This window comes from Gallintestinimicrobium sp. (assembly GCF_046968865.1).
GTDB lineage: Bacteria > Bacillota > Clostridia > Lachnospirales > Lachnospiraceae > Gallintestinimicrobium > Gallintestinimicrobium propionicum.
Map to the genome: position 1 here is coordinate 36766 of NZ_JBKVPW010000007.1, position 25164 is coordinate 61929.

General features: G+C 50.2%; 19 protein-coding genes. 12 read left to right on the forward strand and 7 right to left on the reverse strand.

The window, feature by feature from the left end; all coding sequences use genetic code 11:
• Positions 1-57: 57 nt before the first annotated feature.
• Positions 58-414 (forward strand): hypothetical protein, encoded by a 357-nt coding sequence (locus ACLTOQ_RS07745; protein ID WP_412319196.1) that lies wholly within the window; start codon positions 58-60, stop codon positions 412-414.
• A 278-nt stretch (positions 415-692) separates the two neighbouring features.
• Here ACLTOQ_RS07745 and ACLTOQ_RS07750 read toward each other — a convergent pair whose 3' ends face one another.
• The 3 genes from ACLTOQ_RS07750 to ACLTOQ_RS07760 form a co-directional block, all read right to left on the reverse strand.
• The gene (locus ACLTOQ_RS07750; protein WP_412319197.1) at positions 693-2243 is read right to left on the reverse strand and encodes a catalase; all 1551 of its coding nucleotides are present in this window, start codon (positions 2241-2243) and stop codon (positions 693-695) included.
• Between the two features lie 62 nt (positions 2244-2305).
• A complete protein-coding gene (locus tag ACLTOQ_RS07755) occupies positions 2306-2887 on the reverse strand; it encodes a xanthine phosphoribosyltransferase (RefSeq protein ID WP_021916143.1) in 582 nt (193 codons plus the stop codon).
• A gap of 13 nt (positions 2888-2900) precedes the next feature.
• Positions 2901-4271, reverse strand: coding sequence for a sodium-dependent transporter (locus ACLTOQ_RS07760; protein WP_337427114.1), 1371 nt, complete (start codon positions 4269-4271; stop codon positions 2901-2903).
• Positions 4272-4507: 236 nt separating this feature from the next.
• Here ACLTOQ_RS07760 and ACLTOQ_RS07765 point away from each other — a divergent pair, with 236 nt between their 5' ends.
• From ACLTOQ_RS07765 to ACLTOQ_RS07775, 3 genes are all read left to right on the forward strand, one after another.
• A complete protein-coding gene (locus tag ACLTOQ_RS07765) occupies positions 4508-4972 on the forward strand; it encodes a restriction endonuclease (RefSeq protein ID WP_021916145.1) in 465 nt (154 codons plus the stop codon).
• Between the two features lie 135 nt (positions 4973-5107).
• A complete protein-coding gene (locus ACLTOQ_RS07770) occupies positions 5108-5809 on the forward strand; it encodes an ABC transporter ATP-binding protein (RefSeq protein WP_021916146.1) in 702 nt (233 codons plus the stop codon).
• 102 nt (positions 5810-5911) lie between these two features.
• The gene (locus ACLTOQ_RS07775; protein ID WP_412319198.1) at positions 5912-9013 is read left to right on the forward strand and encodes an FtsX-like permease family protein; all 3102 of its coding nucleotides are present in this window, start codon (positions 5912-5914) and stop codon (positions 9011-9013) included.
• 62 nt (positions 9014-9075) lie between these two features.
• Here ACLTOQ_RS07775 and ACLTOQ_RS07780 read toward each other — a convergent pair whose 3' ends face one another.
• Entirely contained in the window at positions 9076-10794 is a 1719-nt protein-coding gene (locus ACLTOQ_RS07780; protein WP_412319199.1) for a DUF885 domain-containing protein, read from the reverse strand.
• A 288-nt stretch (positions 10795-11082) separates the two neighbouring features.
• On the opposite strand from ACLTOQ_RS07780, the gene ACLTOQ_RS07785 reads away from it, so the two are divergent.
• The 4 genes from ACLTOQ_RS07785 to ACLTOQ_RS07800 all read left to right on the forward strand — a co-directional run bounded on the left by ACLTOQ_RS07785 (position 11083) and on the right by ACLTOQ_RS07800 (position 16475).
• Complete coding sequence (locus ACLTOQ_RS07785; protein ID WP_021916149.1) at positions 11083-11922, forward strand: transketolase; 840 nt, start codon at positions 11083-11085, stop codon at positions 11920-11922.
• The gene (locus tag ACLTOQ_RS07790; protein ID WP_021916150.1) at positions 11910-12854 is read left to right on the forward strand and encodes a transketolase family protein; all 945 of its coding nucleotides are present in this window, start codon (positions 11910-11912) and stop codon (positions 12852-12854) included. The genes ACLTOQ_RS07785 and ACLTOQ_RS07790 overlap by 13 nt, the downstream gene beginning before the upstream one ends.
• Positions 12855-12866: 12 nt before the next feature.
• Positions 12867-13526, forward strand: coding sequence for a ribulose-phosphate 3-epimerase (gene rpe / locus ACLTOQ_RS07795; protein WP_021916151.1), 660 nt, complete (start codon positions 12867-12869; stop codon positions 13524-13526).
• A 210-nt stretch (positions 13527-13736) separates the two neighbouring features.
• Positions 13737-16475 carry a transglutaminase domain-containing protein gene (locus tag ACLTOQ_RS07800; RefSeq protein ID WP_412319200.1) on the forward strand — a complete coding sequence of 913 codons (2739 nt, stop codon included), beginning with the start codon at positions 13737-13739 and terminating at the stop codon, positions 16473-16475.
• Between the two features lie 101 nt (positions 16476-16576).
• Here ACLTOQ_RS07800 and ACLTOQ_RS07805 read toward each other — a convergent pair whose 3' ends face one another.
• Positions 16577-18601 (reverse strand): oleate hydratase, encoded by a 2025-nt coding sequence (locus tag ACLTOQ_RS07805; RefSeq protein ID WP_412319201.1) that lies wholly within the window; start codon positions 18599-18601, stop codon positions 16577-16579.
• A 316-nt stretch (positions 18602-18917) separates the two neighbouring features.
• Between ACLTOQ_RS07805 and ACLTOQ_RS07810 the strand changes: the two genes are divergently transcribed.
• Together ACLTOQ_RS07810 and ACLTOQ_RS07815 are read left to right on the forward strand one after the other, a co-directional pair.
• On the forward strand, positions 18918-20438 hold the full coding sequence (locus ACLTOQ_RS07810) for an NAD(P)-dependent oxidoreductase (RefSeq protein WP_412319202.1): 1521 nt from the start codon (positions 18918-18920) through the stop codon (positions 20436-20438).
• Between the two features lie 111 nt (positions 20439-20549).
• Positions 20550-21464: an AraC family transcriptional regulator gene (locus ACLTOQ_RS07815; protein WP_117961861.1), complete on the forward strand. Its 915-nt coding sequence runs from the start codon at positions 20550-20552 to the stop codon at positions 21462-21464.
• A gap of 107 nt (positions 21465-21571) precedes the next feature.
• Here the strand turns inward: ACLTOQ_RS07815 and ACLTOQ_RS07820 are convergent, their stop codons facing one another.
• Together ACLTOQ_RS07820 and ACLTOQ_RS07825 are read right to left on the reverse strand one after the other, a co-directional pair.
• Positions 21572-22516 carry an RsiV family protein gene (locus ACLTOQ_RS07820; protein WP_337427125.1) on the reverse strand — a complete coding sequence of 315 codons (945 nt, stop codon included), beginning with the start codon at positions 22514-22516 and terminating at the stop codon, positions 21572-21574.
• Between the two features lie 110 nt (positions 22517-22626).
• Positions 22627-23106: an RNA polymerase sigma factor gene (locus ACLTOQ_RS07825; protein ID WP_337427127.1), complete on the reverse strand. Its 480-nt coding sequence runs from the start codon at positions 23104-23106 to the stop codon at positions 22627-22629.
• Positions 23107-23356: 250 nt separating this feature from the next.
• Here ACLTOQ_RS07825 and ACLTOQ_RS07830 point away from each other — a divergent pair, with 250 nt between their 5' ends.
• Positions 23357-23680, forward strand: coding sequence for a helix-turn-helix domain-containing protein (locus ACLTOQ_RS07830; protein ID WP_021916158.1), 324 nt, complete (start codon positions 23357-23359; stop codon positions 23678-23680).
• A gap of 273 nt (positions 23681-23953) precedes the next feature.
• Positions 23954-24787, forward strand: a complete 834-nt coding sequence (locus ACLTOQ_RS07835) for a PD-(D/E)XK nuclease family transposase (RefSeq protein ID WP_262586167.1) — start codon at positions 23954-23956, stop codon at positions 24785-24787.
• Positions 24788-25164 lie beyond the last annotated feature (377 nt).

Genomic DNA, 25164 nt, shown 5'->3' on the forward strand with positions numbered 1-25164 from the left:
AGGTCGGATCGACCAGAGATTTCTATCAGACAAAAACTGAATAAGGAACAGATGGGCATGCCGGGAAGACCTTGCAGAAAGGAGTGCCAAAGCGGTCATATGAAGCCGATCACCTGTGGCGCACTGTGTGAATTGTCCAATAATGTGGTGGAAAAACTGGCGTCGAAGTATAGCAATGTAGAAAAGGAGGTTACGGAAGTTATGGGAGGAAAAGTGCTGAATTATCGGTCGAAAGAGATTTATCTGGAAGGTTGCGCATTTGGAAGAAAAGAAGGACAAAAGGAAAGTATTGTGCAATTGGTAACCAGAAAATATCAGCTTGGAGACAGTCCCGAAAAGATCGCCAAGGATCTCTTGATGAGTGAGGAAGAAGTAGAAGAAATCCTGGGGAAAACGACAGGAAGTCAGCAATAAACAGGCTTCCAATATTTAGAAGAGTGCGTATGCTGTTCTATCTCAAAGAAAATAAGAACAGCCGCAGGCGCGCCGCAAATTCAGAAGCGCCTGTGGCTGTTTTTTTATTCATGACAATAGAATGCTCGCAGAGCGTGCATTCTATTGTTTCATAGGAAAATGCGTCCTATGAAATAAAAACGCGCTACGGGGATGCGCACTCGGCGCAGGGGTAGATGGTTGCCGAAGCAACCGCGCCTCGGCGCGAGAATGTGCCAAGGCACATTCTTTTTTACATTTTATCCTTTCCTTCCCGTCTCGAACAGATAGATTTCACGGCTGACGCGGTTGGCGAGGTCGGCGCTTACTTTGGCGAACAGATCGAGCTGTCGTTTGCGAATTTCCATCGGCGCCTGGGCGAGCTCCCAGCCGATGGCGTCCGCGAGGCGGGCTTTTTCCGCATCCGGCAAAGAGCGGTAACGGGTGCGCGCCTGGGAATAGTCGTCGGTTTTCTCAAGGACGGAGCGCTGCACAGTCCCACCGGGATAGCGCATGCCCGGATAGCAGGGCATGGGGGCTTCCTGCGGATTGTTGCGATCTAAGGAGTTTGGCTTGTAGTTGACGCAGCCGGGCGGGTTTTTGTATGCCATATAGCCGTCCTGCTGGTCGTTGGCGACAGGAGAAACCGGGCGGTTGACCGGAAGCTGGGCGAAGTTTGCGCCGATGCGGTAACGCTGTGTGTCGGTGTAGGAAAATGTGCGTCCCTGCAGCATTTTATCGGCGGAAAATTCGATGCCGGGAACGATGTTTGCGGGACAGAACGCTGCCTGCTCAATGTCGGTAAAGAAGTTTTTGGGATTTTCGTTTAAAACCATCATGCCGACCTTCTGGAACGGGAACTGATCCTCCGGCCAAATTTTGGTATCGTCGAGTGGATCGAAGGACAGCTGGTCAGCCATTTCTGGCTTCATGATCTGTACCTGAAATTCATATCGGATCGGGTTGCCCAAAGCGAGCCGCCTGTGCAGCGTGCGCACAGCGATGTCCGGATCCTGACCGGCAAGGCGTTTTCCTTCTTTTCGGTCGATGATGTCGAAGGGTTCCTGCGCGGTAAAACGATATTTGACGTAAAAACGTTCCCCTTTTCCATTGACCCAGACAAAGGTATTGACACCAAAACCGTCCATTTTGGCAAAATCCTTAACGATGCCGCGGTCACTGTAGAGCCACATCAGTTGATGAAGGCTTTCCGGTGTGAGGGAGAAAAAGTCCCAGACATGCGCGTAGTTTTTGATATTTGTGCAGGGATCAGGCTTCTGGGAATGGATGAAATCGGGAAACCGCATGGCATCGCGGATAAAAAAGACTGGAAGGCTTAAGCCGACGACGTCATAATTACCCTGAGAGGTGTAAAATTTAACAGCAAAGCCGCGCGGGTCGCGGTCAGTGTCAGGAGAGCCCTTGGAGCCGATGACGGTGGAGAAACGGATCAGAAAACGGGTGGATACGGACGGATCCTGTAAAAACGCAGCGCTCGTATAATCCCGCATGGAACGGTAAGGGCGGAATGTGCCGAATGCGCCGCTTCCTTTAGCGTGCACAACGCGCTCCGGGATGCGTTCCCGGTCGAAATGTGCAAGTTTTTCAATAAAATCCACGTCCTGTAAGAGGACGGGACCGTTTTGCCCGAGGGTCTGGGAGCTGGCGGTGTCCGAAACGGGAGCGCCTTGAGAAAGAGTCAGCACAGGCTGGCTGCAGGAAGCAGCGAGAGTCTGTGCTGAGTTTGGATTGGTGTCAGCCAGATGTCCGTCAGACGGCGTCCGGCTGCTGTTTAAAGATTCCTTTGTCATAAAATTTCCTCAGAGTCCTTTTTACTATTTATGATATGGGACTTTGGGAAAAAAGTACCGCATTACTGCTCGCGGAACGTGATTGTGCCAGTCTTTTCGTCCATGCTTTCAACGATAGCGAGAGATTCCAGATGGATGCCTTTTTTGCGCAGCTCATCGCCGCCGGGCTGGAAGCCTTTTTCAATTACGATGCCCGCACCGACTAGGGTTGCACCGGAGGATTCTACCAGGGCAGCAAGACCCTCGAGAGCTCTTCCGTTTGCTAAGAAATCATCGATCAGCAGGACTCTGTCGTTGGGAGAAAGGAATTCTTTGGATACGATGATGTCATAGATTCTGCCGTGGGTGTAGGATTCCACCTGTGTGGTGAAAACGTCTCCGGCAATATTTTTGGTCTGATTTTTCTTCGCAAAAACGACAGGAACATCAAAATACTGCGCCGTGATGCAGGCAATGCCGATACCGGAGGCTTCGATGGTCAGGATCTTGTTGACGCCGGCATCCGAGAAACGGCGGTAAAACTCTTTGCCGATTTCTTCAAACAGGTGGATATCCATCTGATGATTCAGAAAGCGGTCTACTTTGAGGACATTTCCTTCTTTAATGATTCCGTCTTTGCGAATTCTTTCTTCCAAAAGCTGCATAGTTTTTTACTCCTTATTTAAATTTCTGATAATAGCCCATAATAAAAATGAACAGGACGATCAGCGGCAGAATATAGGAAACGTAAACGCGCGCCCAGGCGGGAAATTTTACGCCCTTGCCGGTGTCGGCTTCTGCCAGGAAGTTTTTCCAGCCCCAGCCGTATCTGCTGGTACAGAACAGCAGATAGACCATGCTGCCCAGGGGCAGGAGGTTGTTGGAAACAATGAAGTCCTCGAGATCCTGAATCGTGGAGCCAGCGCCCATCGGCTGGAAACCGGACCAGATGTTGAAGCCGAATACGCAGGGCAGGGACAGGAGGATAATCGCAATTCCATTGATCAGGACGGTTTTTTTACGGGATGTGCCGAACAGATCCATGGAAAAGCTGATGATATTTTCAAATACGGCAATAATCGTGGACTGGGCGGCAAACGTCATGAAGACGAAGAACAAAACGCCGAAAATCCGTCCGCCGACCATCTGGTTGAAGATGTTGGGCAGAGTGATGAACACCAGACCGGGTCCCTGTCCGGGATCGACGCCGAATGCAAAGCAGGACGGGAAAATAATCAGTCCTGCGAGAAAAGCAACCAGTGTGTCCAGAAGGCAGATATTGATTGTTTCCCCTGTCAGGGTGTGGTCTTTACCGATGTAGCTGCCGAAAATCGCCATCGCACCGATGCCGAGGCTCAGGGTAAAGAACGCCTGTCCCATTGCGGCGAAAATCGTGTTGCCGACGCCGTTTTCTGTAAATCTGGTAAAATCGGGAATCAGATAAAAGCGCAGTCCCTCGGAAGCGCCGGGCAGTGTCACACTGCGGATACACAGAATGAGCAGGATGAGGAAAAGACAGCTCATCATTGCCTTGGTAATACGCTCCACACCTTTTTGCAGACCGAGACTGCAGATAAAAAAGCTCAGCAGAACCACAAGAACCATCCAGAATGTCATGTAACCGGGGCGGGCGAGCATGTCATTAAAAACTGCTGCAACGCCGTCAGAATCCAGACCTTTGAATTCTCCGGTCAGCGTCTTGAAGATATAGGCTGCCATCCAGCCGCCGACCGTGGTGTAAAACATCATCAGAAGATAGTTGCCTGCCATACAGGCATAGCCCTGAAGATGCCATTTTGTACCGGCAGGCTCAAGCACATGGAAAGAGCGCGCCGCGGATTTCTGGCTGGCGCGGCCCACCGAAAATTCCATGACCATGATCGGAAGACCGAGCAGGACAAGGAAAATAAGGTAAACAAGGACAAACGCGGCGCCGCCGTATTGTCCCGTAATATAAGGAAAACGCCAGACATTACCCAATCCTACCGCACAGCCGGCAGAAATCAGGATAAATCCAAGCCTGGAGGAAAAACGTTCTCTATTGTTCATTTGCAGCTCTCCCGGATTCTTAAAAAATACGATTGAACGGTATCGGACAATCTGTAGAAAAGCATAGCATAAAACGGTATTTTACGCAACGAACGGAGCGAGAAATTATAAAAACTAAATGAAATTTTCGGCGGCAGGATTGTAAAGAGGTGGAGAATATTGTACCCTTAAAGAGAAGAACTGTAGTTCGTTTTAGCAGGAGGGCTGCAGTCAGAAACTGGAGGAAATGAAAGAGCATGTTGGATTGGAAGCTGCTTGCCGGTGCAGCAGGCATTGTGGCGGCGGTTGTTTTTGTCATATGGCTGATTTTTTTCTGCGCACGCCGGATACGGGAGCATTTAAAGGGACGTGAGCTGGATGCAATGGAGGGACACGATTTCGAATATTTCTGTGCGGACCTTTTGGAAGACCATGGTTTTAAAAGTGTAGAAGTGACCCGCGGGAGCGGTGATTACGGTGTTGATGTCCTGGCGGAAAAGGAGGGCGTGACCTATGCGGTACAGTGTAAGCGCTACGATGGGCCTGTTGGCGTCAAGGCGGTTCAGGAAGCCTATGCGGGGCGGGATTATTACGACCGGATGGTGGGTGCTGTGATGACGAACCAGTATTTTACGGAGCCTGCGGTCAAGGCGGCAAAGAAGCTGAAGATTCTCCTGTGGGACAGGGGATATCTGGAAAGCATGATGGAAGAAGAGGAATAAGATTGAAAAATGGTAACTGTGGAGGTACTGAACAGTTACGAAAAATAAAATTTTTCAATCGCGGGATTTGTGTCTGCGCGCACTTGACACAAACTCGACATGCGCAAAAGGCGTGCGCAGAAATGAGTGGAAAGTATGAGTTTTGTGGAATTTCATGACGTGAAAAAAATTTATCACATGGGAGAGGTGGAGATCCCGGCACTGCAGGGCGTCAATTTCGAAATCGAAAAAGGCGAATTCTGCGTGATCGTCGGAGCCAGCGGCGCTGGCAAGACAACGATCCTGAATATCCTTGGCGGAATGGATACGCTGACGGAGGGAAAGGTCCTGCTGGATGGAAAAGAAATTTCCTCTTACGGAAAGAAGCAGCTGACAGACTACCGCAGATATGATATTGGCTTTGTGTTCCAGTTTTATAATCTGGTCGGAAACCTGACAGCGCTGGAAAATGTGGAGCTGGCATCCCAGATCTGCAGCGATCCGCTGGATGCAGGGCAGGTGCTTGCAGACGTGGGGCTTGCAGACCGAGCATCGAACTTCCCTGCGCAGCTTTCCGGCGGGGAACAGCAGCGTGTGGCGATCGCCCGTGCCCTTGCCAAAAATCCAAAGCTTTTGCTGTGCGATGAACCAACCGGCGCGCTGGATTACAATACAGGTAAGGCAGTGCTGAAGCTGCTGCAGGATACCTGCCGCAAAAAGGGCGTTACTGTCGTTGTTATTACACACAACCAGGCAATTACGGCGATGGCGGATCGGATTATCACCGTGAAGAATGGAACAGTCACAGATATGCGTAAAAACGAACATATTGTTCCGGTAGAGCAGATCGAGTGGTAAAGGATAGAATGGATGCTCGTCAAGCATTTTGTTTGTTGGAAATATAGGCTTGTGCCGCGGCGCGGCAGAAGGTGAGGAGACGTGAAAAGAAGAAAATCAGCGATGTGGAAAACAACATATCGGGAAATTCGGCAGAGCTTCGGCAGATATGCTGCAATTTTGGCGATTGTAGCGCTGGGTGTGGGATTTTTCGTCGGGCTGATGGTGGTGACACCTGCAATGGTGCGAAACGGCGGGCGGTATTTGAACAACCATGACCTGTATGATCTGCGGCTGTTATCGACGCTCGGCTTTGAAAAGGATTCGGTGGACGCTTTTACAGGCCGAGAGGATGTCAAAGCAGTGGAGGGCGCGGTTTCTTCGGATTTCCTGGCGGTGGATGAGAGCGGCAAAAGCCGGGTGCTTGTGGCGCAGACACTTTTGGAAGTACAGAATCAGGTCGAATTAAAAGCGGGACGGCTGCCGGAGGCGGCGGATGAAATCGTCATGGATTCCAGTCTGTTTTCGAAAGACGATATCGGAAAAACGATTCAGGTTTCGGATGAAAATCCCGAAGAGACGGCAGATTTGTTCGCATATGACGTGTATACAATCGTCGGCATAGCAGATGCTTCCTATTATATTAACTATCAGCGTGGCTCGACCACACTTGGAACGGGGCGGGTTTCCGGCTTTGTATACATGCTTCCGGATGGATTTGATACGAATTATTATACGGAAATTTTTGTCCGGCTCGATCAGAATGACCGGATTTACAGTGACGTTTACAAGAAAAAAATCGAAGAACTCAAGACCTGGGCAGAGCCGATTGCAGAGCAGGAGGCGCAGAACCGCTACGACAGCCTGAAAGCAGATGCGCAGCAGAAGGTGGACGATGCGCAGAAGGAGCTGCGGGATCAGACGGCGGATGCGCGTACCGATCTGGAAGAGGCGAAGCAGAAGCTGACAGACGGGCAAAAAGAGCTTGCAGACGGCAAAGAGCAGATCGCGGACGCAAGGAAGCAGCTGCAGCAGGCAAAACAGACGATTGCTCAGAAGCAGACGGAACTTAACAACGGACGCGCGCAGCTTGTGGATGGACGCAGCCAGCTGGAAGCCGGGCAGGTGCAGCTTGACAGCGCGCGGGCACAGTTGAATGCAGCGATTGCGGCTGCGCAGAGTGCTGGAAGCCAGGCGGGCGCAGAATCCGGCATGTCCGGCAGTGCCGCCGCCAGTCCTGCGCAGCTTTGGCAGCAGCTGGCCCAGCTCGATGCGCAGCAGGCAGCTCTGGATGCGCAGCGCAATCAGCTGGAAAGCAGTGAGGCAGAGCTTACAGCCGGAGAAAAGCAGCTTGCGGCTGCAAAGCAGGAGCTTTCCTCGCAGGAAAAACAGCTAAACGAGCAGGAACAGAAGCTGGCGGATGCAGAGAAGGAGCTTGCCGACGGTCAGAAAGAATATGAAGACGGCTTACAGACACTGGATGAAAAGACCGCAGATGCAAAGGAAGAGATTGCGGATGCGCAGAAGCAGATCGACGAGATCCAGGAGCCGGATGTCTATGTGCTGGGCAGGGATACTAATATCGGTTACGCCAGTTATGAAAATGATTCTACGATCGTTGCCGGAATTGCGAAGGTATTGCCGTTTTTCTTTTTCCTGGTAGCGGCGCTGGTGTGTATGACGACAATGAACCGGATGGTAGAGGAGCAGCGGACACAGATCGGTGTACTCAAGGCACTCGGTTATTCGGAAGCCCGGATTATGGGGAAATATCTGTTTTATGCGGGAAGTGCGGCATGGATCGGTTCTGTCATCGGTTTTCTGATCGGTTCGACGATTTTCCCGACCGTCATCTGGAATGCATATAAGATCATGTACCATATGGGGGATTATGAGCTGATGTTTGACCCGGGGCTGGCGGCTGCCTCGCTTGCAGTGGCACTTTTATGCTCGGTTGGCGTAACGTGGCTGACCTGTCGGTACGAGCTGATGAGCACGGCTGCAAATCTGATCCGTCCCAAGTCGCCAAAGAGCGGCAGAAGGGTATGGCTGGAGCACATCCCGTTGCTCTGGAACCATATGAGCTTTCTGGCAAAGGTTTCCGTGCGGAATGTTTTCCGGTATAAGCAGAGATTTTTTATGATGGTAATCGGTATCGGCGGCTGCACAGCCCTTCTTGTAACCGGATATGGTATAAAGGATACGATTGCGGACATTGCGGATATGCAGTATGAGGAAGTGCAGCTGTATGATATGAGCGCGACACTGAAAGAGGGGTATCCGGCCGCGGATGCGGCAGACTTTTCTGAACTTACCGAGGTGCTTTCCGAATCCTCTGAGGATTGGATGCCCTTCTGTGAGATTGCAATGGATCTGACGGGGCGCAGTGGTGTCAAGACCGCCAATGTCGTCATTCCGCAGGATACCGGGGCAGCGCAGGAGTATATCCGGCTGCGGACAGAAGAGGGTGAGGATATTCCATGGCCTGGTGAGGAAGAGGCTGTTATCAGTGCAAAGCTTGCGCGAAAATGCGGGATCCGCGTTGGGGATACCGTTACACTGCGGACAGAGGATGGCGAAAAGCTAAAAGTGAAGGTGACTGCTCTGTCTCGAAACTATATTTATAATTACGTTTATATTTCGCCGGAGACATGGAAACTCGATAACGGAAGTGATCCGGTTTACAAGAGCATTTATATCCATGCATCGGATGGTGCGCAGGAGAACCGGGAACTGTCGGAAAAGCTGCTGGCATGCGACGTCGTTTCTGCGGTTGCGGTCAATGCGGATATGCTCAGCCAGATCAACAAAATGATGGGCAGTCTGGATGCAGTGGTGCTTTTGGTCATCCTCTGCGCCGGTGCGTTGGCATTTATCGTAATTTATAACCTGACGAACATCAACATCACCGAGCGAATCCGGGAGATTGCAACGATCAAGGTACTTGGTTTCCGACCAAAGGAGACAGCATCCTATGTGTTCCGGGAAAATGTCGTGCTGACAGCGCTCGGAACAATTGTCGGACTGGGAGCCGGAATTTGCCTGCACCGGTTTGTTATTGCAAATATTGATGTCGATATGGTTACATTTCAGCCGCGGGTGCTTCCCTTTAGTTTTGTAAAGAGTATCCTGCTGACCTTTGTATTTATGGTCATTGTAGATGTTGTGATGTATCTGAAGCTGGAACGGATCAATATGGCGGAATCGTTGAAAAGCGTGGAATAAAACAATAAAATGCATGCTCTGTGAGCGATCTATGGGCATGAACCAAACGGGCTGGCGCGTGGTCAGCCCGTTTTTGCTGCAGTCTGTTTCAGCCGTTTTGTAAGGTTTTCGAAATCAGACGGACCAGCTTCCAGGACAAAGCGATGGAAGCGCAGCAGGGAAAAGTTGTCGCTCCACTGAAGTTCGGCTCTTTTTTTGAGGGCATTCATTTCGAGATAACCAACGTAATACTTCAAATAGACCGCAGGGGCAGTGCGCAGATAGTCGTAAACACGTTCCGACTGCTCTTCCGAAAGACCGAAGGATTCGAGGGAGCGCAGAAGCTCTGACTCTTCCGCGCCGTAATAGTGCAGAGAAAGGTCGAGTAAGCAAAACAGGTTGATTTGCAGATCGCGCTGCTGTGCCAGAAGCGTACAGAGCAGCGCAGCGGGATAGGAGCTGCCCAAGCTGCCTTCCGCCTCCGCAAGGACCTGTGCGGCATATTCATAGGAAATCCGTTCGGTATAGTACGCCCAGCCCTCCACATATCCGCCGTAGGAGAACAGCTTGCGAATTGGCAGCGTCTGCGTGTCGCAGACAAGGGAGGAATAGACGGTCTGGTAGAGATGCCCCGGATAACCCTCGTGAGCGAGTGTGGTGTAAAGCTCAATTCCGTCCGCGGTCGAGGAACGGTTGATGCGGATCGTATTCTGCATCAGAGCATCGATAGGCGGGATCATATAAAAGGCGGGACTGGAATATGCCTCGAGCCCGGCGTCCACATCCTGAATGTCGCATTGAACCGTCTGGGCGGTTAGATCGGCCAGAGCCGGAAAGTCCTGCTGCATCCGGTTTTGCAGATCTTCCAGAATGGCGGTTGGATCAGAAAGTGGAAATCCATCGTTAACCGGGGCAAGGTCAGGCGTACCGCCGGTCAGCTCCTGATAAGTGGTCAGCGTCTGCTTCATCTCTTTGTAGGTTTTCTGAAACTGTTTTTGAAGGAGCAAATAGAGCTGATCCATGGAAAGGGAGGAACCGGTGGATTCCTTGACGAGCCAGGCATAATATTGCCGCCCGTCGGGCTTCTGGGAAAGTCCTCCCCTCGTGCGACCGGTGTCGGAAAGCTGTTCCAGCCCGTCTGCGAGCAACTGCCAGGCGGGCAGGACGGATTTTGACAAAAGCGACTGGTTTTGGGCTTCGTATTGTGACTGCTGCTTGGCGGTCAGAAGTCCTTTTTGTAAAAGAGATGCAAGTCTGGAAGAAAACGTCGTCTGTAAAAAGTGCGTGCCGGAGGAAAGCGCCTCCTTTGTGAGGATTTCGCGGCACTGCTGTGCACTTTTTTCGGCGTCCTCTTTTTCCATAAAAAGCCCGGCTGCACTTTTTTCGGATTCATAAGAAAGCAGACCCTGCACGTAATCGGGAACGGACTGCAGGAGGGAAAGATAGGTTTCCACGTCGTCAGCGGTATAAAACGGATATTCTGCAAATAATAAAAGCAGCTCGCTCTGCATGCCGGAGGTCGGGGAAAGGGGTTCCTCATAATAGGAAAAATCGGATTCTTCGAGGTCGAGAGCCAGCCTGTCGCAGAGCAGATCGTAGGTATAACGTTCCTCCTCATTTAATTTTTTTGAATCGAGAAAGGAGAGCACGGATAACAATTTCTGCCGGGAGGCGGCAGAAGCCTCGGAAGCTTCCTTAGAATAAACCGGAAGCGCAGCGTCTTTTAGATGAATCCCTTGCAGATTCGGATACGCCATGACAAAGTGCAGGCTGAGGGCATCGTGTTCAAGGCTGGACTGCACATATGCACTTGTTATTTTATGGAAAAGAGCCCGGTCAAAGCAGTGGGAACACAGCAAAATTGCGGGCAGAAAAATACACAGAAAAAGCGTGCATAGAAACAGAGGAGTCCGTTTGCGGAAAATATTTTTCAAAAAGCGCCACCAGATTTTTTCATATTTATATGTGGTTTTGGGAAAAGATATGAGAAAACCCCCTGTAAATGGGTTGACTGTCTATAGTAAAATGTGATACAAAGTAAAGTAAGTGGTTAATTTTTGGGCCGTTTTCGCGGCGGAATGAGAGGAATTATGGATAATTTGGAACTTGCCAAAGTGGCGAATGAAGTCCGCAAGGGCGTTTTGACTGCTGTACATGGCGCAAAATCCGGTCATCCGGGAGGATCGCTTTCTGCAGCAGATATCTTTACCTACCTGTATTTTGAAGAGATGAATATTGATCCGGCAGATCCGAAGAAGGAAGACCGGGATCGTTTTGTTCTTTCCAAGGGACATACGGCACCCGGTCTGTATTCTGCCCTGGCACATAGAGGCTTTTTCCCGGTAGAGGATCTGGAGACACTGCGTCATCTCGGTTCTTATTTGCAGGGACATCCCTGTCTGGATAAGATTCCGGGCGTAGATATGTCCACAGGCTCCCTTGGACAGGGTGTTTCTGCCGCTGTCGGCATGGCACTGGGCGGAAAAATGACAGACGAAAAGTTCCGCGTATATTCGCTTCTGGGCGATGGCGAGATTCAGGAAGGCCAGGTTTGGGAAGCTGCGATGTTTGCTGGCTTCCATAAGCTGGATAATCTCGTGCTTATTGTAGATAACAACGGTCTGCAGATCGATGGAAAGATCGAGGACGTATGCTCCCCGTATCCGATCGACGAGAAGTTCCGCGCTTTCAATTTCCATGTAATTGACGTTGCAGACGGCAACGATATGGAACAGCTGCGTCAGGCGTTTGCAGAAGCGCGCAGCACAAAGGGCATGCCGACTGCAATTATTGCCCATACGGTAAAGGGCAAGGGTGTTTCCTTTATGGAAGATCAGGCAGGCTGGCATGGTAAGGCGCCCAACGATGAAGAGTATCAGATCGCAATGGCGGATCTGGAAAGGATCGGTGAAGCATTATGTCAGAAGTAAAGAAGATTGCGACCAGAGAAGCTTTCGGGGAAACTCTGGTAGAGTTGGGAAAGAAACATCCTGAGCTGGTAGTGCTGGACGCAGATCTGGCCGCAGCGACAAAGACTGCTGTGTTTAAAAAGAGCTTTCCTGACCGTCATTTTGACTGCGGTATCGCAGAGGCAAATATGATGGGCGTGGCAGCAGGACTTTCCCTCGTTGGGAAAATTCCGGTGGCGAGCTCCTTTGCCATGTTTGCAACAGGCCGTGCTTACGAACAGATCCGTAACTCTATCGGCTATCCTCATTTGAACGTAAAAATCGGCGCAAGCCATGCCGGCATCACCGTCGGCGAGGATGGTGCGAGCCATCAGTGTAACGAAGATATCGCCCTGATGCGCTCCATTCCGGGTATGGTTGTCATGAACCCCTCCGATGCGGTTGAGGCGGCAGAGTGTGTCCGTGCTGCAATCGAATATGTTGGCCCTGTATATATGCGTTTCGGACGTTCTGCAGTGCCGGTAATCAATGACCGTCCCGGTTATCATTTCGAGATGGGAAAAGGTATCGTGCTGCGTGAGGGTACGGATGTGACGATCGTTGCAACCGGTATTTTGGTAAGCTCTACGCTGGAAGCGGCTGAAAAGCTGGCAGCAGAGGGCATCAGCGCAGAGGTTATCAATATTCATACGATCAAGCCTCTGGACAAAGAGCTGATCATCAACAGCGCAAAGAAGACCGGAAAAGTCGTGACGGCGGAAGAGCATTCCGTGATCGGCGGCCTTGGTTCTGCCGTTTGCGAGGCATTGTCCGAAGAGTGCCCGACAAAGGTATGCAGAATCGGCATTCAGGATGTATTCGGCGAGTCCGGTTCTGCGGGCGAGCTTCTTGTAAAATATGGTCTTGACGGGAACGGTGTATACAATACCGTAAAGAATTTTGTGACCCGTTAAGTGGAGGAAAGTATGGAAAAAATTCTGGCTCCGTCAATTCTGGCAGCCGATATTATGCGGCTTGGGGAGCAGATTGAAGCGGTAAAAAATGCTGGCGCGAAATATCTTCATATCGATGTGATGGACGGTATGTTCGTTCCGGCGCTGTCCTATGGCATGTGTGTTGTGGAGTCGATCCGCAAGTCCTGCGATATGGTTCTGGACGTGCACCTGATGATCGTAGAACCGGGACGGCATGTGGAAGCGTTTGCAAAAGCAGGCGCAGATATTATTACGATCCATCTGGAAGCCTGTGCAGACGCGCATGAGGTCATCCGACAGATTCACAGCTGCGGCTGTAAGGCTGGTGTCAGCATCAAGCCCGGTACGCCGATAGAGGTGTTGGAGGAATATCTGGATGAGGTCGAGCTGATTCTGATTATGAGTGTTGAGCCTGGCTTTGGCGGTCAGAAATATATTCCGGAGTCAACGGAACGCATCCGCCAGACCGCAGAGCTGATCCGGAAAAGCGGTCGCGAGATCGAGCTGGAGGTAGACGGCGGCGTTGGTGCAGGAAATGTCGAGCTGGTGCTGGAGGCCGGTGCGAATGTGATTGTGGCAGGCTCCGCTGTTTTTAAGGATCCGGCAAAAAATGCAGCAGAAATGATGTCGATCCTCAAAAAGTGGGATTGAATACGTTACACAGAAGCGCTCCGCAGGAAAACCTGTGGGGCGTTTTTTAGGGCTTAAAGGACACCATACGGCGGTCATCCGATCGTGCATCGTGCACGGAAATCAGAGGAAAATTGAAAAATAAAATTTTTCAATCGCGAGATTTGTGTCTGCGCGCACTTGACACAAACTCGGTATGCGCAAAAAGCGTGCGCGGAAATCAGAGGAAACATGGAATTTTCAGAACAATTAAAAATATATGCGGAAACGCACTTTGAAAACAGAAAAAAATATTTTGCGCCGATTTTATCCGAAATCGAGGCAGGCTTGTCTTTGTGCAGCGAGGAAGAGGCCCTGCTGATAAAATTTTTTTACGGGACGATGCCGCTGCGGGATGCCGGGGAATATCCGTTTGAAATATTTCTGAGTTATGTGCGCCATGCTCTCTGGCTGCGGAAAACGATAGACTGGTGCAAGAAGCTGCCGGAGGATCTGTTTGTCCACGACGTACTGTATTATCGGATCAACTCGGAGGACATCAGCGATTGCCGCAGATTTTTTTACGAGCAGTTAAAAGATCGAATTGCGGGACTTGACGAATATCAGGCAGCGGTAGAGATCAACTACTGGTGCGTAGAGCATGCAACGTATGAAATGGCGGATGACCGAACGGCGGGGCCGATGACGATGTACCGGAGCGGAAAAGGACGCTGCGGAGAAGAATCCACCTTTACGGTGACGGCATTGCGCAGTGTCGGGCTTGCAGCACGTCAGGTATACACGCCGCGTTGGGCGCACTGCGACGATAACCATGCCTGGGTCGAGGTTTGGGTAAATGGAGAATGGCACTTTCTGGGGGCCTGCGAGCCGGAAGAAAAACTGGATCGCGGCTGGTTTACAGGACCTGCCGGACAGGCGCTTTTGATTCACAGCCGCACATTCGGCGATTATGCGGCGGGAAAGCGGGAAGAGGTAATCGGCAGGGACGGCGCGGTTGTCTGCCACAATGTCACCGCTTCGTATACAAAGACACGCAAGCTCCGGATTCAGGTGCGAAAACAGGACAACACCCCGGCAGCGCACGCACAAGTTTCGGTGGAAATTCTGAACATGGCGGAATATTTTCCGGCAGCAGTGCTGGAAACCGACGAACAGGGCGAGACTTCGATCAGGCTTGGGCTGGGCGACATCCGGCTGCAGGCGCGGTCAGAGGGAAAGTTTGTGGAGCGTTATTGTAATCTGGCAGAGGACGGCGTCGGGGCGGCAGATGAGGATTGCGCTGTTACGCTTGTGCTGAAGGATTCGGAAGCGGGAATGAAAGATGCGCTTTCTGGCGTCTCTGCCTGCGAATGGCATTTGGCGAAGCTCTGCGCTCCGAAAGAAGTCGTTGTCCGGGAAAGTGTATTGAGTGAGGAAGAAGTGTCGCGCGGCACGCGGAGACTGGCAGATGCAGTGAAGCTGCGGGAAGAACGCTTCGATCAGCTGACCCGGCACGCGATTGCAGTGCATCCGGAGGAGGAAGAGAGGATGCGCGTTGCGGGAGAGAATGCAGAGGAGTTGACAGCTTTTCTGGAAAAGGATGATAACCCGGATCGCAAAAAGCTGCTGGACAGTCTGACGAAAAAAGATAATAAAGATCTGCGGGCAGAAGTGCTGGAAGACCACTTGTCAGCAAAGCGCGGCAGCTGGCCGGAAGATATACATGTACAGGATCTGCTGTGTCCCAGAATCTGGCTGGAAGAAATCGGCGCTTACAGAAGTTACATTTGCAGTGTGCTGACTGCTCAGGAGCAGGAAGCATTTGCCTCCAATCCAGAGCTGATATGGAATTATGTAAACCAAAACATTACCTATATCCCGGAAGAAGAATATGATACCCTTTGCGCGTCGCCGATCGGCTGTCTGAAGCTGAAAATGGGCAGTGCAGTTTCCCGGACGATTTTGTTTATTGCGATTTGCAGAAGCCTGAATATCCCGGCGAGATTGGATAAAAGCCTGATGCTTCCGGAATACTGGGCGGACGGCGCATTCCATGTACCGGTCAGCAGGGCGCAGGCCTCGAAAGGAACGCTTCTGCTGCGAAATATTCCGGGAAAAGAATGGATTTATGCGCAGCACTGGACGCTGGGGCGTCTGGAAAAGGATCATTTCGTGACAATGAATCATGCCGGACTGGTATTTGAAAAGGAAACGTTAGAGCTTTTACTTCCGGTGGGAATTTATCGCCTGATTGCAGTAAAACGGCTATTGAACGGGGATCAGGAGGCAGCAGAGCTTTTGTTTGCGATCGAAAAGGAGAAACAGACCGAGCTTTATATGCCGGATTTTGAAAAAACGGATGGTGTGATGCCGTGGGGAAAAAACAGTGTACCGGATGAAAGCCAGAGCTGCCGGAAGCTGCAAAACAAAAACAACAGTCTCTGGGAGGAAATACAAAGCTGCCTGCTTCGGGACATCTTCTTACAGAGAGCAGATGGAACGCGTTGCAGTCTGGAAAAGCTGGTAAGCGGAAAACGCAGTATTCTGGCGTTTCTGGAAATTGGGGCAGAGCCGACAGAGCATGTGCTGAATGAGGTTCTGGCACTGGAAAAGAGCGCAAAAGGAAATTCCAAAGGAATTGGCTGTCAGATGCTTTTCGTTCTGCGGCAGGAAAAAGACCTGCAGCATAAAACGCTGCAGGAAGTGCTGGCGCTGGATGCGGGATCTGAGATAGAAATTTTATACGATATATCTGGCGGCGCTTCGGATTCCAACGCCGCACCGCGCACCGCGACTGGTGACACAGCGTCCGGTACCCTCTGTGGCTGGCAGGAAACTGCGAAGAGAATGAGGCTTGCCGAAAAGCTCCCGGTTCTGGCAGCTGTCAGACCGGATGGCACTGGCATTTACGGAAGCTGCGGATACCACGTCGGAAGTGTGGAGCCGATGGTGCGGATTCTGAAGGAAGCAGTCCGGACAGAAGCAGATTGATAAAAAACAATAGAATGCACGCTCTGCGAGCATTCTATTGTCATGAATCAGGGGCAGCGCCTGGGAAAATCCCCAGGCGCTGCCCCTTTTTGGAAATGGAATTACATCATGCCTTCTTTGAGAATATTATGGTCGCGCAGAAGCTTTTCGATCACTGTACCGGAAATTGCTTTTAACAGAGGCTTCTTGAGCTTATTGAGCGGTCCGGGAAGTTCGATCTCCAGCGGAGACACGCCATCCATCAGCTTTACGGAGCTGTCGAGAAGTTCACGGATATCATAAACGCTGCCCCATACCTCCGGAACACCACGGTCTACGCCAAGCAGTCCGTAAACGGCTTCCATAGCAGTACGAACAGAATATTCTGTCGTGAAGATAGTGTCTCTGGGGGTTTCCGCAAACTGACCCAGGAATGCGAAGTTTACGCAGCCATCCGGGATAACATCAGGGCGGTCACCCTTTGCTCTGGGCATGAAGAATGCGGTAATATAAGGCATCATGGTAGGAACGCAGACTGCACTGTGCTCTGCCAGCTCCGGAATTTCCTCTACCGGAACGCCGAGATGATACAGCCATTCTTCTGTAATTTCCTTACCGGTGCATTCTTTCATGGGCTTCTTGATATAATCGCCGGGAACGTCGGTGAACAGGCTGTATACCCATACACAAACCTGCTTCTTATCCTGTTCTTTGAACTGACCCTGACGGTTGATGGTCCAGCTTAACAGCCAGCTGGAATCCTGACAGCTTACGATACCGCCGGTAACGACTTTGCCGCTTCTGGGATCTCTCTGGCAGATTTTCTCAATATAAGGAATGATTTTATCATCCAGAGTGGTAACAGTTGCAGATTCCCAGTTGGTCTTTTCAATATCGGAGCAGAACTTCTCGGGATGACCAAAGGAAGGATCCTGACGGGCGATATTTTTCCACAGATCCCATACGCCGCTGTTGCGAACCTCTGCATCGCCCACCGGAGCGTGATTCTGATCTCCGTAGATCGTTCCCTCTGTGCAGCTGCCGTTTGTTACGAATACCAGATCGTTTTCGGTTAAGGCAATTTTCTGCTCTTTCCCCTTTACCTTGCATTCGATGGTCTTTGCAACCTTTTTGCCGTCATGGAAATCAAAGATAACGTTGGTAACCTCGGTATTGAACTGGAACTGTACGCCTGCGTCCTCCAGGTATTTCTTCATCGGAAGGATCAGGGATTCATACTGATTGTATTTGGTGAATTTCAGTGCACTGAAATCCGGGAGTCCGCCGATATGGTGGATGAAACGCTGGAAGTACAGCTTCATTTCCAGTGCGCTGTGCCAGTTCTCGAAAGCAAACATGGTGCGCCAGTATAACCAGAAGGTGGAGTTGAATACCTCGTCATCGAATACGTCTTCGATGGTCTTGTCGTACAGGTCTTCATCTTTTGTCAGGAACAGCTTCATGATTTCCATGCAGCCCTTCTGGCTTAAATTGAACTTGCCGTCCGTGTGTGCGTCTTCACCGCGGTTTACAGTTGCGCGGCACAGGGAGTAGTTGGGATCGTGCTTATTTAACCAGTAATACTCGTCCAGTACGGATGCACCGGGCTTTTCCAGGGAAGGAATGCTGTGGAACAGATCCCACAGGCACTCGAAATGGTTTTCCATCTCACGTCCACCACGCATTACATAGCCTCTGGAGGGATCGAAGATACCGTCACATGCGCCGCCTGCAACGTCCATTGCTTCCAGAATGTGGATGTGGGAGCCGGGCATCTGACCGTCTCTTACAAGGAAGCACGCTGCTGCAAGAGAAGCCAGTCCGCTACCCACCAGATAAGCATTTTTGTTGTCAACGCCTTCCGGTTTTTCGGGACGAGCGAATGCTTCGTAGTTACCGTTGGTGTAGTAAATGCCCGTGCTGTTTTTCTCATATTTGCCCCGCTCTGTGTTGCGGTAGCTCGGGTCAGGAGCAGGCATTTTGATGGTTTTTTCTGCGGTCTTTGCGACTGCTTCTTTAATCTCACCGGATAAGGTCTGACCTTCCTCTGCAAGATGGTCTGTATGCTTTTTTGCTGCAAATGCCGCTGCACCGACGCCTGCTGCGAGGATAGCTGCCTTTGAAAGACCGGAATGTTTCTTTGCCATGATAAAATCCTCCATTTTCGATTTTCAATACAAATTTGTCAGTAAAAGGATGCCCGAATTTTCGGGAAACAATGAGAAATTTTTTCCTCTGTTTGTTTTGTAGCTGTATCATATCGCAGGAAATGGGGTTCCTCAATTCACAGAATTGAAAGAGTGTAGCAAAATTTCCCAGTTTTTGAAATGTGTCTAAGAAATAGGAGAAAACAGACGGACGGGTTGGCTTTCTATCCCGGACATGGAGCTTCACATAAGATTGACATGGCGATAGATTTCATTAAAATAGAAAGAAAGAGACAAAAAACAGGGGCAGTAGAGTATGGAATATTTGGATATCGTAGATGAAAATGGAGTACCGACCGGGAAAACAGCAGAACGGACAGCTGCGCATAAGCAGGGACTGCGGCACCGTACTTCCCATGTCTGGATCCTGCGGGAACGGGCAGGAAAAGTCGAGGTACTGCTGCAGAAAAGAAGTCAGAATAAAGATTCCTTTCCGGGCTGTTACGATATTTCCAGCGCCGGACATATCCCTGCAGGGGTAGATTTCATTCCGTCTGCGCTGCGGGAGTTAAAGGAAGAACTGGGCTGCAGTGTTTCGGAAAATGAGTTGATTTATTGCGGACAGCGCAGATTTTCCTATGACGGCGTTTTTCATGGAAAGGAATTTCATGACAGGCAGGTCAGCAACGTTTATGCGCTATGGCTGGATCGAAGGCCGGAGGATTTTGTCCTGCAGAAAGAAGAACTGGAGGAAGTGCGCTGGTTTGAATTTGAAAGCTGTCTGAGACTGGTTGAGAAGAACGAAATTCCGCATTGCATTTATTTGGAAGAGTTGCAGATGCTGCTTCCAGAGGTGCGGAAGCGGGAAAGGCTCTGTATTCTGGTCACGCCGCCAGTGACGGAGGAAGAAAAGCAACAGCTTTTGCAGGCTGCGCCGGGACAGAAGTTTTTCTTTACGGAAAAGCCGGAGGTGACAGAAGAACAGCTGCGGCGCGCGGACATTATCCTTGGCAATTTGCAGAGTCCTTTGCAGTTAAAAAAGTGTGAAAACCTCAAATGGATTCAGTTGAATAATGCCGGGACGGAAGGCTATTGTGAACCGGGGCTTCTGCCGGAGGGTGCACAGCTTGCGAATGCGACGGGTGCTTATGGAATGGCGATTTCGGAGCATATGATCGGTTGTCTGTTTGCCTTGCGGAAAAAATTGCTGCTGTATTGGGACAACCAGAAAGCACATTGCTGGCATTCGGAAGGGCATGTAAAAGTAATCGAAAGATCGAATGTACTGGTGATCGGCTGCGGTGATATCGGAATGACGTTCGGCAGAAAGATGAATGCACTTGGCTGTCGGGTGAGCGGAATTCGCAGAAGAGTTTCTAAAAAGAGCGACTGCCCGGAATGGATGGAGGGTATGTACGGCATGGACAGTCTGGAAGAACTGCTTCCAAAGGCGGATATCGTGGCGATGAGCCTGCCGGGCAATGCATCGACGTATCATGTGCTGAGCCGTGAACGGATTGCGTTGTTGTCGGACAATGCGGTTGTTTTAAACGTCGGACGGGGAACGGCGATCGATACGGATGCCCTTGCGGATGCGCTGTATACGGGAAAAATCGCGGGGGCCGCGCTGGACGTCACAGATCCGGAGCCGCTTCCGGCAGACCATCGGCTCTGGAATGCGCCGAATCTCTTGATTACGCCGCATGTTTCCGGAGGGTTTTCCCTCCCGGAGACGCTGGAAAAGATCGTCGGACTGTTTGCAGACAATCTGGAGCGGTATTTTGCAGGGCAGCTGATTGAAAATCTTGTGAATCTGCAGACGGGGTATCGGGAGTAAAGTGCCTGTAAAGCAACTGTGGATTGCTGGCAGTTATGTACCGCAGGCGTGTAGAGTCCCAGTGAATTGTGTGGGATTTTAGCGCAAAGCGCCTGCAAAATGGAGATCAGTATGGAAAAAGCATATAAACTGGAATTTGGGGGACAGCCCGGCGGAGAGCTTTTCATGACTTGCTGCGGGTGTTCCCGGACAGAACCCCTGCACTGCTTCGGACCGGCGATGAAGCCGCATTATCTGATTCATTATGTATTAAACGGCAGGGGGATTTTCAAAATGGAGGGCGAGGAATATCCGCTGGAAGCAGGCTGCGGATTTTTGATCGAGCCGGGGCAGATGAGCTTTTATCAGGCGGATGAAAAAGATCCGTGGATGTACATCTGGGTCGGCTTTGCGGGCGAGCGCGCGGAAGAATATGTCAAAAGCATGGGGATTTCCCCGCGGCACCCGGTGTTTCATTCGGAGCAGTCGGACGAGCTTTACAGCATTGTCCGGGACATGATGGATCATAATACGGTCGGTGTTGCAAACGAGCTGCGCCGAAACGGTTTGCTGCATATTTTTCTGTCGGTTGTGGCGCAGAGTATGCCGGAGGAAAGGCGGGAGGAAACGGATCGGGCGAACCAGTATGTCCGCCGGGCAGTGGAATTTATTCAGCGTAACTACTGCAACCCGATCCGGGTGACGGACGTGGCGGATTATGTCTGTGTCAACCGCAGTTATCTATATACTCTGTTTCAGAAATCTCTCGGTATGTCCCCGCAGCAGTTTTTGGCGGCGTATCGGCTGACAAAGGCTGCGGAAATGCTGATGGTGCCGCATCTGCCGGTGGAAAGCATCGCATTGTCCTGCGGATATCAGGATCCGCTTGTGTTCAGCAAGGCGTTTCGGCAGATGAAGGGGGTTTCTCCGACGATGTATCGGAAGCAGATTCAGCAGGATGAAAACCGCGTCAACCGGGAGCACTTAAAACAGGTAGAGGAGTTTATCTCCAGAGTCGGCAGGCTTGAGCTGGGCGGGGAGCCGTGACGGCAGTGCTGCGCGGGTGTGTCGGGCATGATAAAACGTAGGATGTTGCGGACACGCAGACAGATCGCGCAGCACCGTGACACGCGGCACGGCATACCTCGTTGACTTTACTTCCGAATTCCGGCGAGCACCTCGTTAGGAATAACAAATTCCGGGCAGCCCATGGACATCGGTGCAACATCGCCTTCGTTGAAGCAAACCACAACCTCGTTGTTCTGATTCAAGTAGAAGGAAGTGTTGTCTGTGATGGAGGTAAAATCCCATTCCGGCATATCGGAATCGAGCCAGTAGATTTTATTTTCATCTGCCGCCATCTGTTCTTTCATCTGCTGTTTGATATTGTCGCTGATAGTGGTTAAATAATCGCTGCCCTCCTGGAAGAGATCTGCAAGCTGCAGGCGTTTTCCGGTGGAAAGGTCAATGGTGTAGTAGTAGTTCCATTCCGCACCGCTTCCGGCAGACTGGAAACAGATCAGTTTCAGGGTGAAATACTGATCGGTGGTCGCCAGAATTTCGGATTTGACGGTCATATTCTGGTAGCCTTCTTCGTTTTTCTTGCTTTCTTCGAATTCTGCGATCAGGCGGTCTGTGATGGTCTGAATCTCTGTATTGATTTCCTCTGCTGTTTTCTTCGTCTGTTCGGAAACGGCGGAGGATTTTTGTGTATCCGCGTCGGTGTCCGGTGCGACAGTTACCTCCGGAACCTGAATGTCTGCGCTGTTTCGGTCATCTTCGTAGTGATAGTCCCGGAAGGTAACGACTTCAACAAGCCTGGAGAGCACAGGAACCTGACTCATTGCGTAGGCAACGGAAGCAGAGGTGTTCGGTAAGATGACCAGAGCTGCAGCAGCTGCAGCGGCGGCGATCCCGCAGCGGCGTGTGATGGAGCATCTGTGGGAGACAGAGCTGTGGGCAGCATTGGAACCCTGCTGGCTGTTCTCCTGCTTTGCCTGAGAGATCTTTAGTTTCATTTGTAAAAGCTGTTCTTCGGACATGTGGATGTCCTGATATTCTTTTTTCAATTCCTGTAACTGTTTTTCACGGTTTTCCATAATAAAAATCCTTTCTGAGAGTAATGGCGGGGCTGAGCCACCGCTTGAATGGTGTTGAACTTGCTGCACGCTGATGGGTCTCGAATGTGGTCGGCAGCTGTGTCGGGCGGTCAGTCCAGCGACAACCGGAGTTTTTTGAGACTGCGATATAGTCTGCTTTTGATGGTATTTGTGTTTTCTTCCATGATGGCTGCAATGTCTTCCAGCTTCATATCTTCAAAATATTTCAGCTCTACGATCATGCGGTCGCGGGGCGGCAGCAGCTCCAGCGCATGTTTCAGATCGAAATTCTCGTAAGCGTCTTCGTAGTGTGGCTCGTCGTTTCCTTCTTCCAACGGCTCCGTTTTTTTCTGCTTACAGAAAGAAAAAATCTCGTTGAGCATGATTCGATACAGCCAGGTGGCTGCATAACGGACCTCTTTTAAGTCAGAGCTGCTTCGGATAGCTTTATATGCGCCGTTCTGGACGATATCTCCTGCGTCTGCTTCGTTGTGGACGTAGCTGTAAGCGAGCCGGTAATATTGATCGTAATTTTGCAAAAGCAGATCTTCTACCGCTTTTTCTTTTGTTTTTCTGGATAATGATATCACGAAGAAATTCGCCTCCTTCTTTTGTTGTTCTGAGGATTAGACGTTGTAGGCGGGAAAAAAGTTTCAGGGAGTTTTAAATTTACTCTACCATACCATTATTTTTAACAAATTTGGTTGAAAAATTTCCGAAAATAGAACTATAGGTTCTTAAGTAGAACTAAGGGATCGTGGAGCAGAACAGATAGGAAACCTATACTTTACCCATACTATCAGTACGAGACTATAACGATAAGGGGAAGGGAAAAAGTATATGCTTGGGGAGCAGATTAAACGGTGCAGGGAGAAGCGTGGATTTACACAGGAGCAGCTTGCGGAAAAAATCGGAGTCAGCATAGAGACGATTTCCAGTATTGAACGGGGCATCAAAATGCCCAGACTGCAGAATTTTGTAGCGATCGCAAATCAGCTTGGCGTTTCAGCAGATGAACTTCTGCAGGACGAACTGGATTTCGGCTTTATCGCGGAAGCGAACGCTCTTTCCAAAAAGCTGGAGGAGTTGTCGAGGGCAGATCGGAAGCGGATTTTAGAGACCATGAACTTTCTGATTGTACAGGCTGGCGGAAAATCGGAATAAGAGTTTCGTTTTCAGTGGATAAGAAAAATTGCACCGGACTGGAGAAACGACAGAAGCAGGCAGGAGCTGACGGGTATCTGAATCGGACGGAATAGGATAGGAAGCGTCGGCTCCGCTTGACCCTGAGAAAAGGAGAGGTGATGTGCTTTTATAATTATCAATAATGATAGTGTATTATATGGTAGTAATAAGGATTGATAAAGCAAGGGTTCTGTGGTAGGATAAAAGCAAAGAAAGGCTTTAGGCTATCCGCAGAATCGGAAAGGATAGCATATGAGTGAAACGGAAGATAAAAAAAGAGAAAAACGGCATCAGGAAGATCTTGAGCGTCTGCGCAGTTTCCGACCGATTGACGATACATTCATGCGGGGACTTTTCAAAGATAATCTCCCACTGGCAGAAATGGTTCTTCGGATTATTACCGGGAAAAAGGATCTGACACTGTTAAAGTGTGAGACACAGGCGGATTTAAAGCGGGTGACCGGAGCAAGGTCGATTTGTCTGGATGCGTATGCAGAGGACAGTACAGGGAAAAAATACGATATGGAGGTTCAACGGTCGGATAATGGAGCCGATCCGCATCGTGCGAGATACCATTCCAGTGTGATGGACGTGGAAAATCTCGATGAAAAACAGGATTACAGAGACTTGCCGGATACTTATGTGATCTTTATCACGGAAAAAGATTATTATAAGGCAGGGAAGCCAATGTATGTGATTCAGAATATGAACCTTACGCTGAACCAGCCGTTTGAGGATGGAACACATATTTTATATGTAAATGGCGAATACCGCGGCGATTCGGATTTGGGCAAGCTGATGCACGATTTTAATTGTACGGATGCGGAAGATATGTATTTTGATCTAATGGCGGAAAAGACGCGGTATCTGAAAGAGAATCCGAAAGGAGTGAATGAAATGTGCAAGGTTATGGAAGATTTGAGAAATGAGAGCTACGCGGAAGGACGCGAAGAAGGACGCGAAGAACAGGCAAAAATAACTGCTTTCAGAATGGGCAAAAAAGGGCGTTCGCCGGAAGAAATCGCGGAGTTGATTGGCTTTAACGTGGAAACAGTGAAAAAATGGCTGCAAACTACAGAAGAGTAAAAGAATAAAGGAATGCAGTCAAAATCGCAGAGTAGCAGCGGAATGGAAATTAAGTATAGTTAATTTTGAAGCTGGGAAAACTTTATAGATACCGGTACACCGTGCAAAAAAGTCGCATGATGTATAGGTATTTTTTATTCATGACAATAGAATGCTCGCAGAGCGTGCATTCTATTGCTTTGCAGGCGGAAAATTCCCTTCATAACAATAGAATGTTCGCGGAACTTTCCCCCTATTTTTACCAATTTCTACGAGCAGGCTGCTAATTTCGACGAGATTATTTGCAACCCCGAAAAGTATGGTACAATCGATATAAGATATATTTTATGACGAACTGTGCGTGTGGGGAGGCAGATAATTCGCGCAGGCAGTTGATT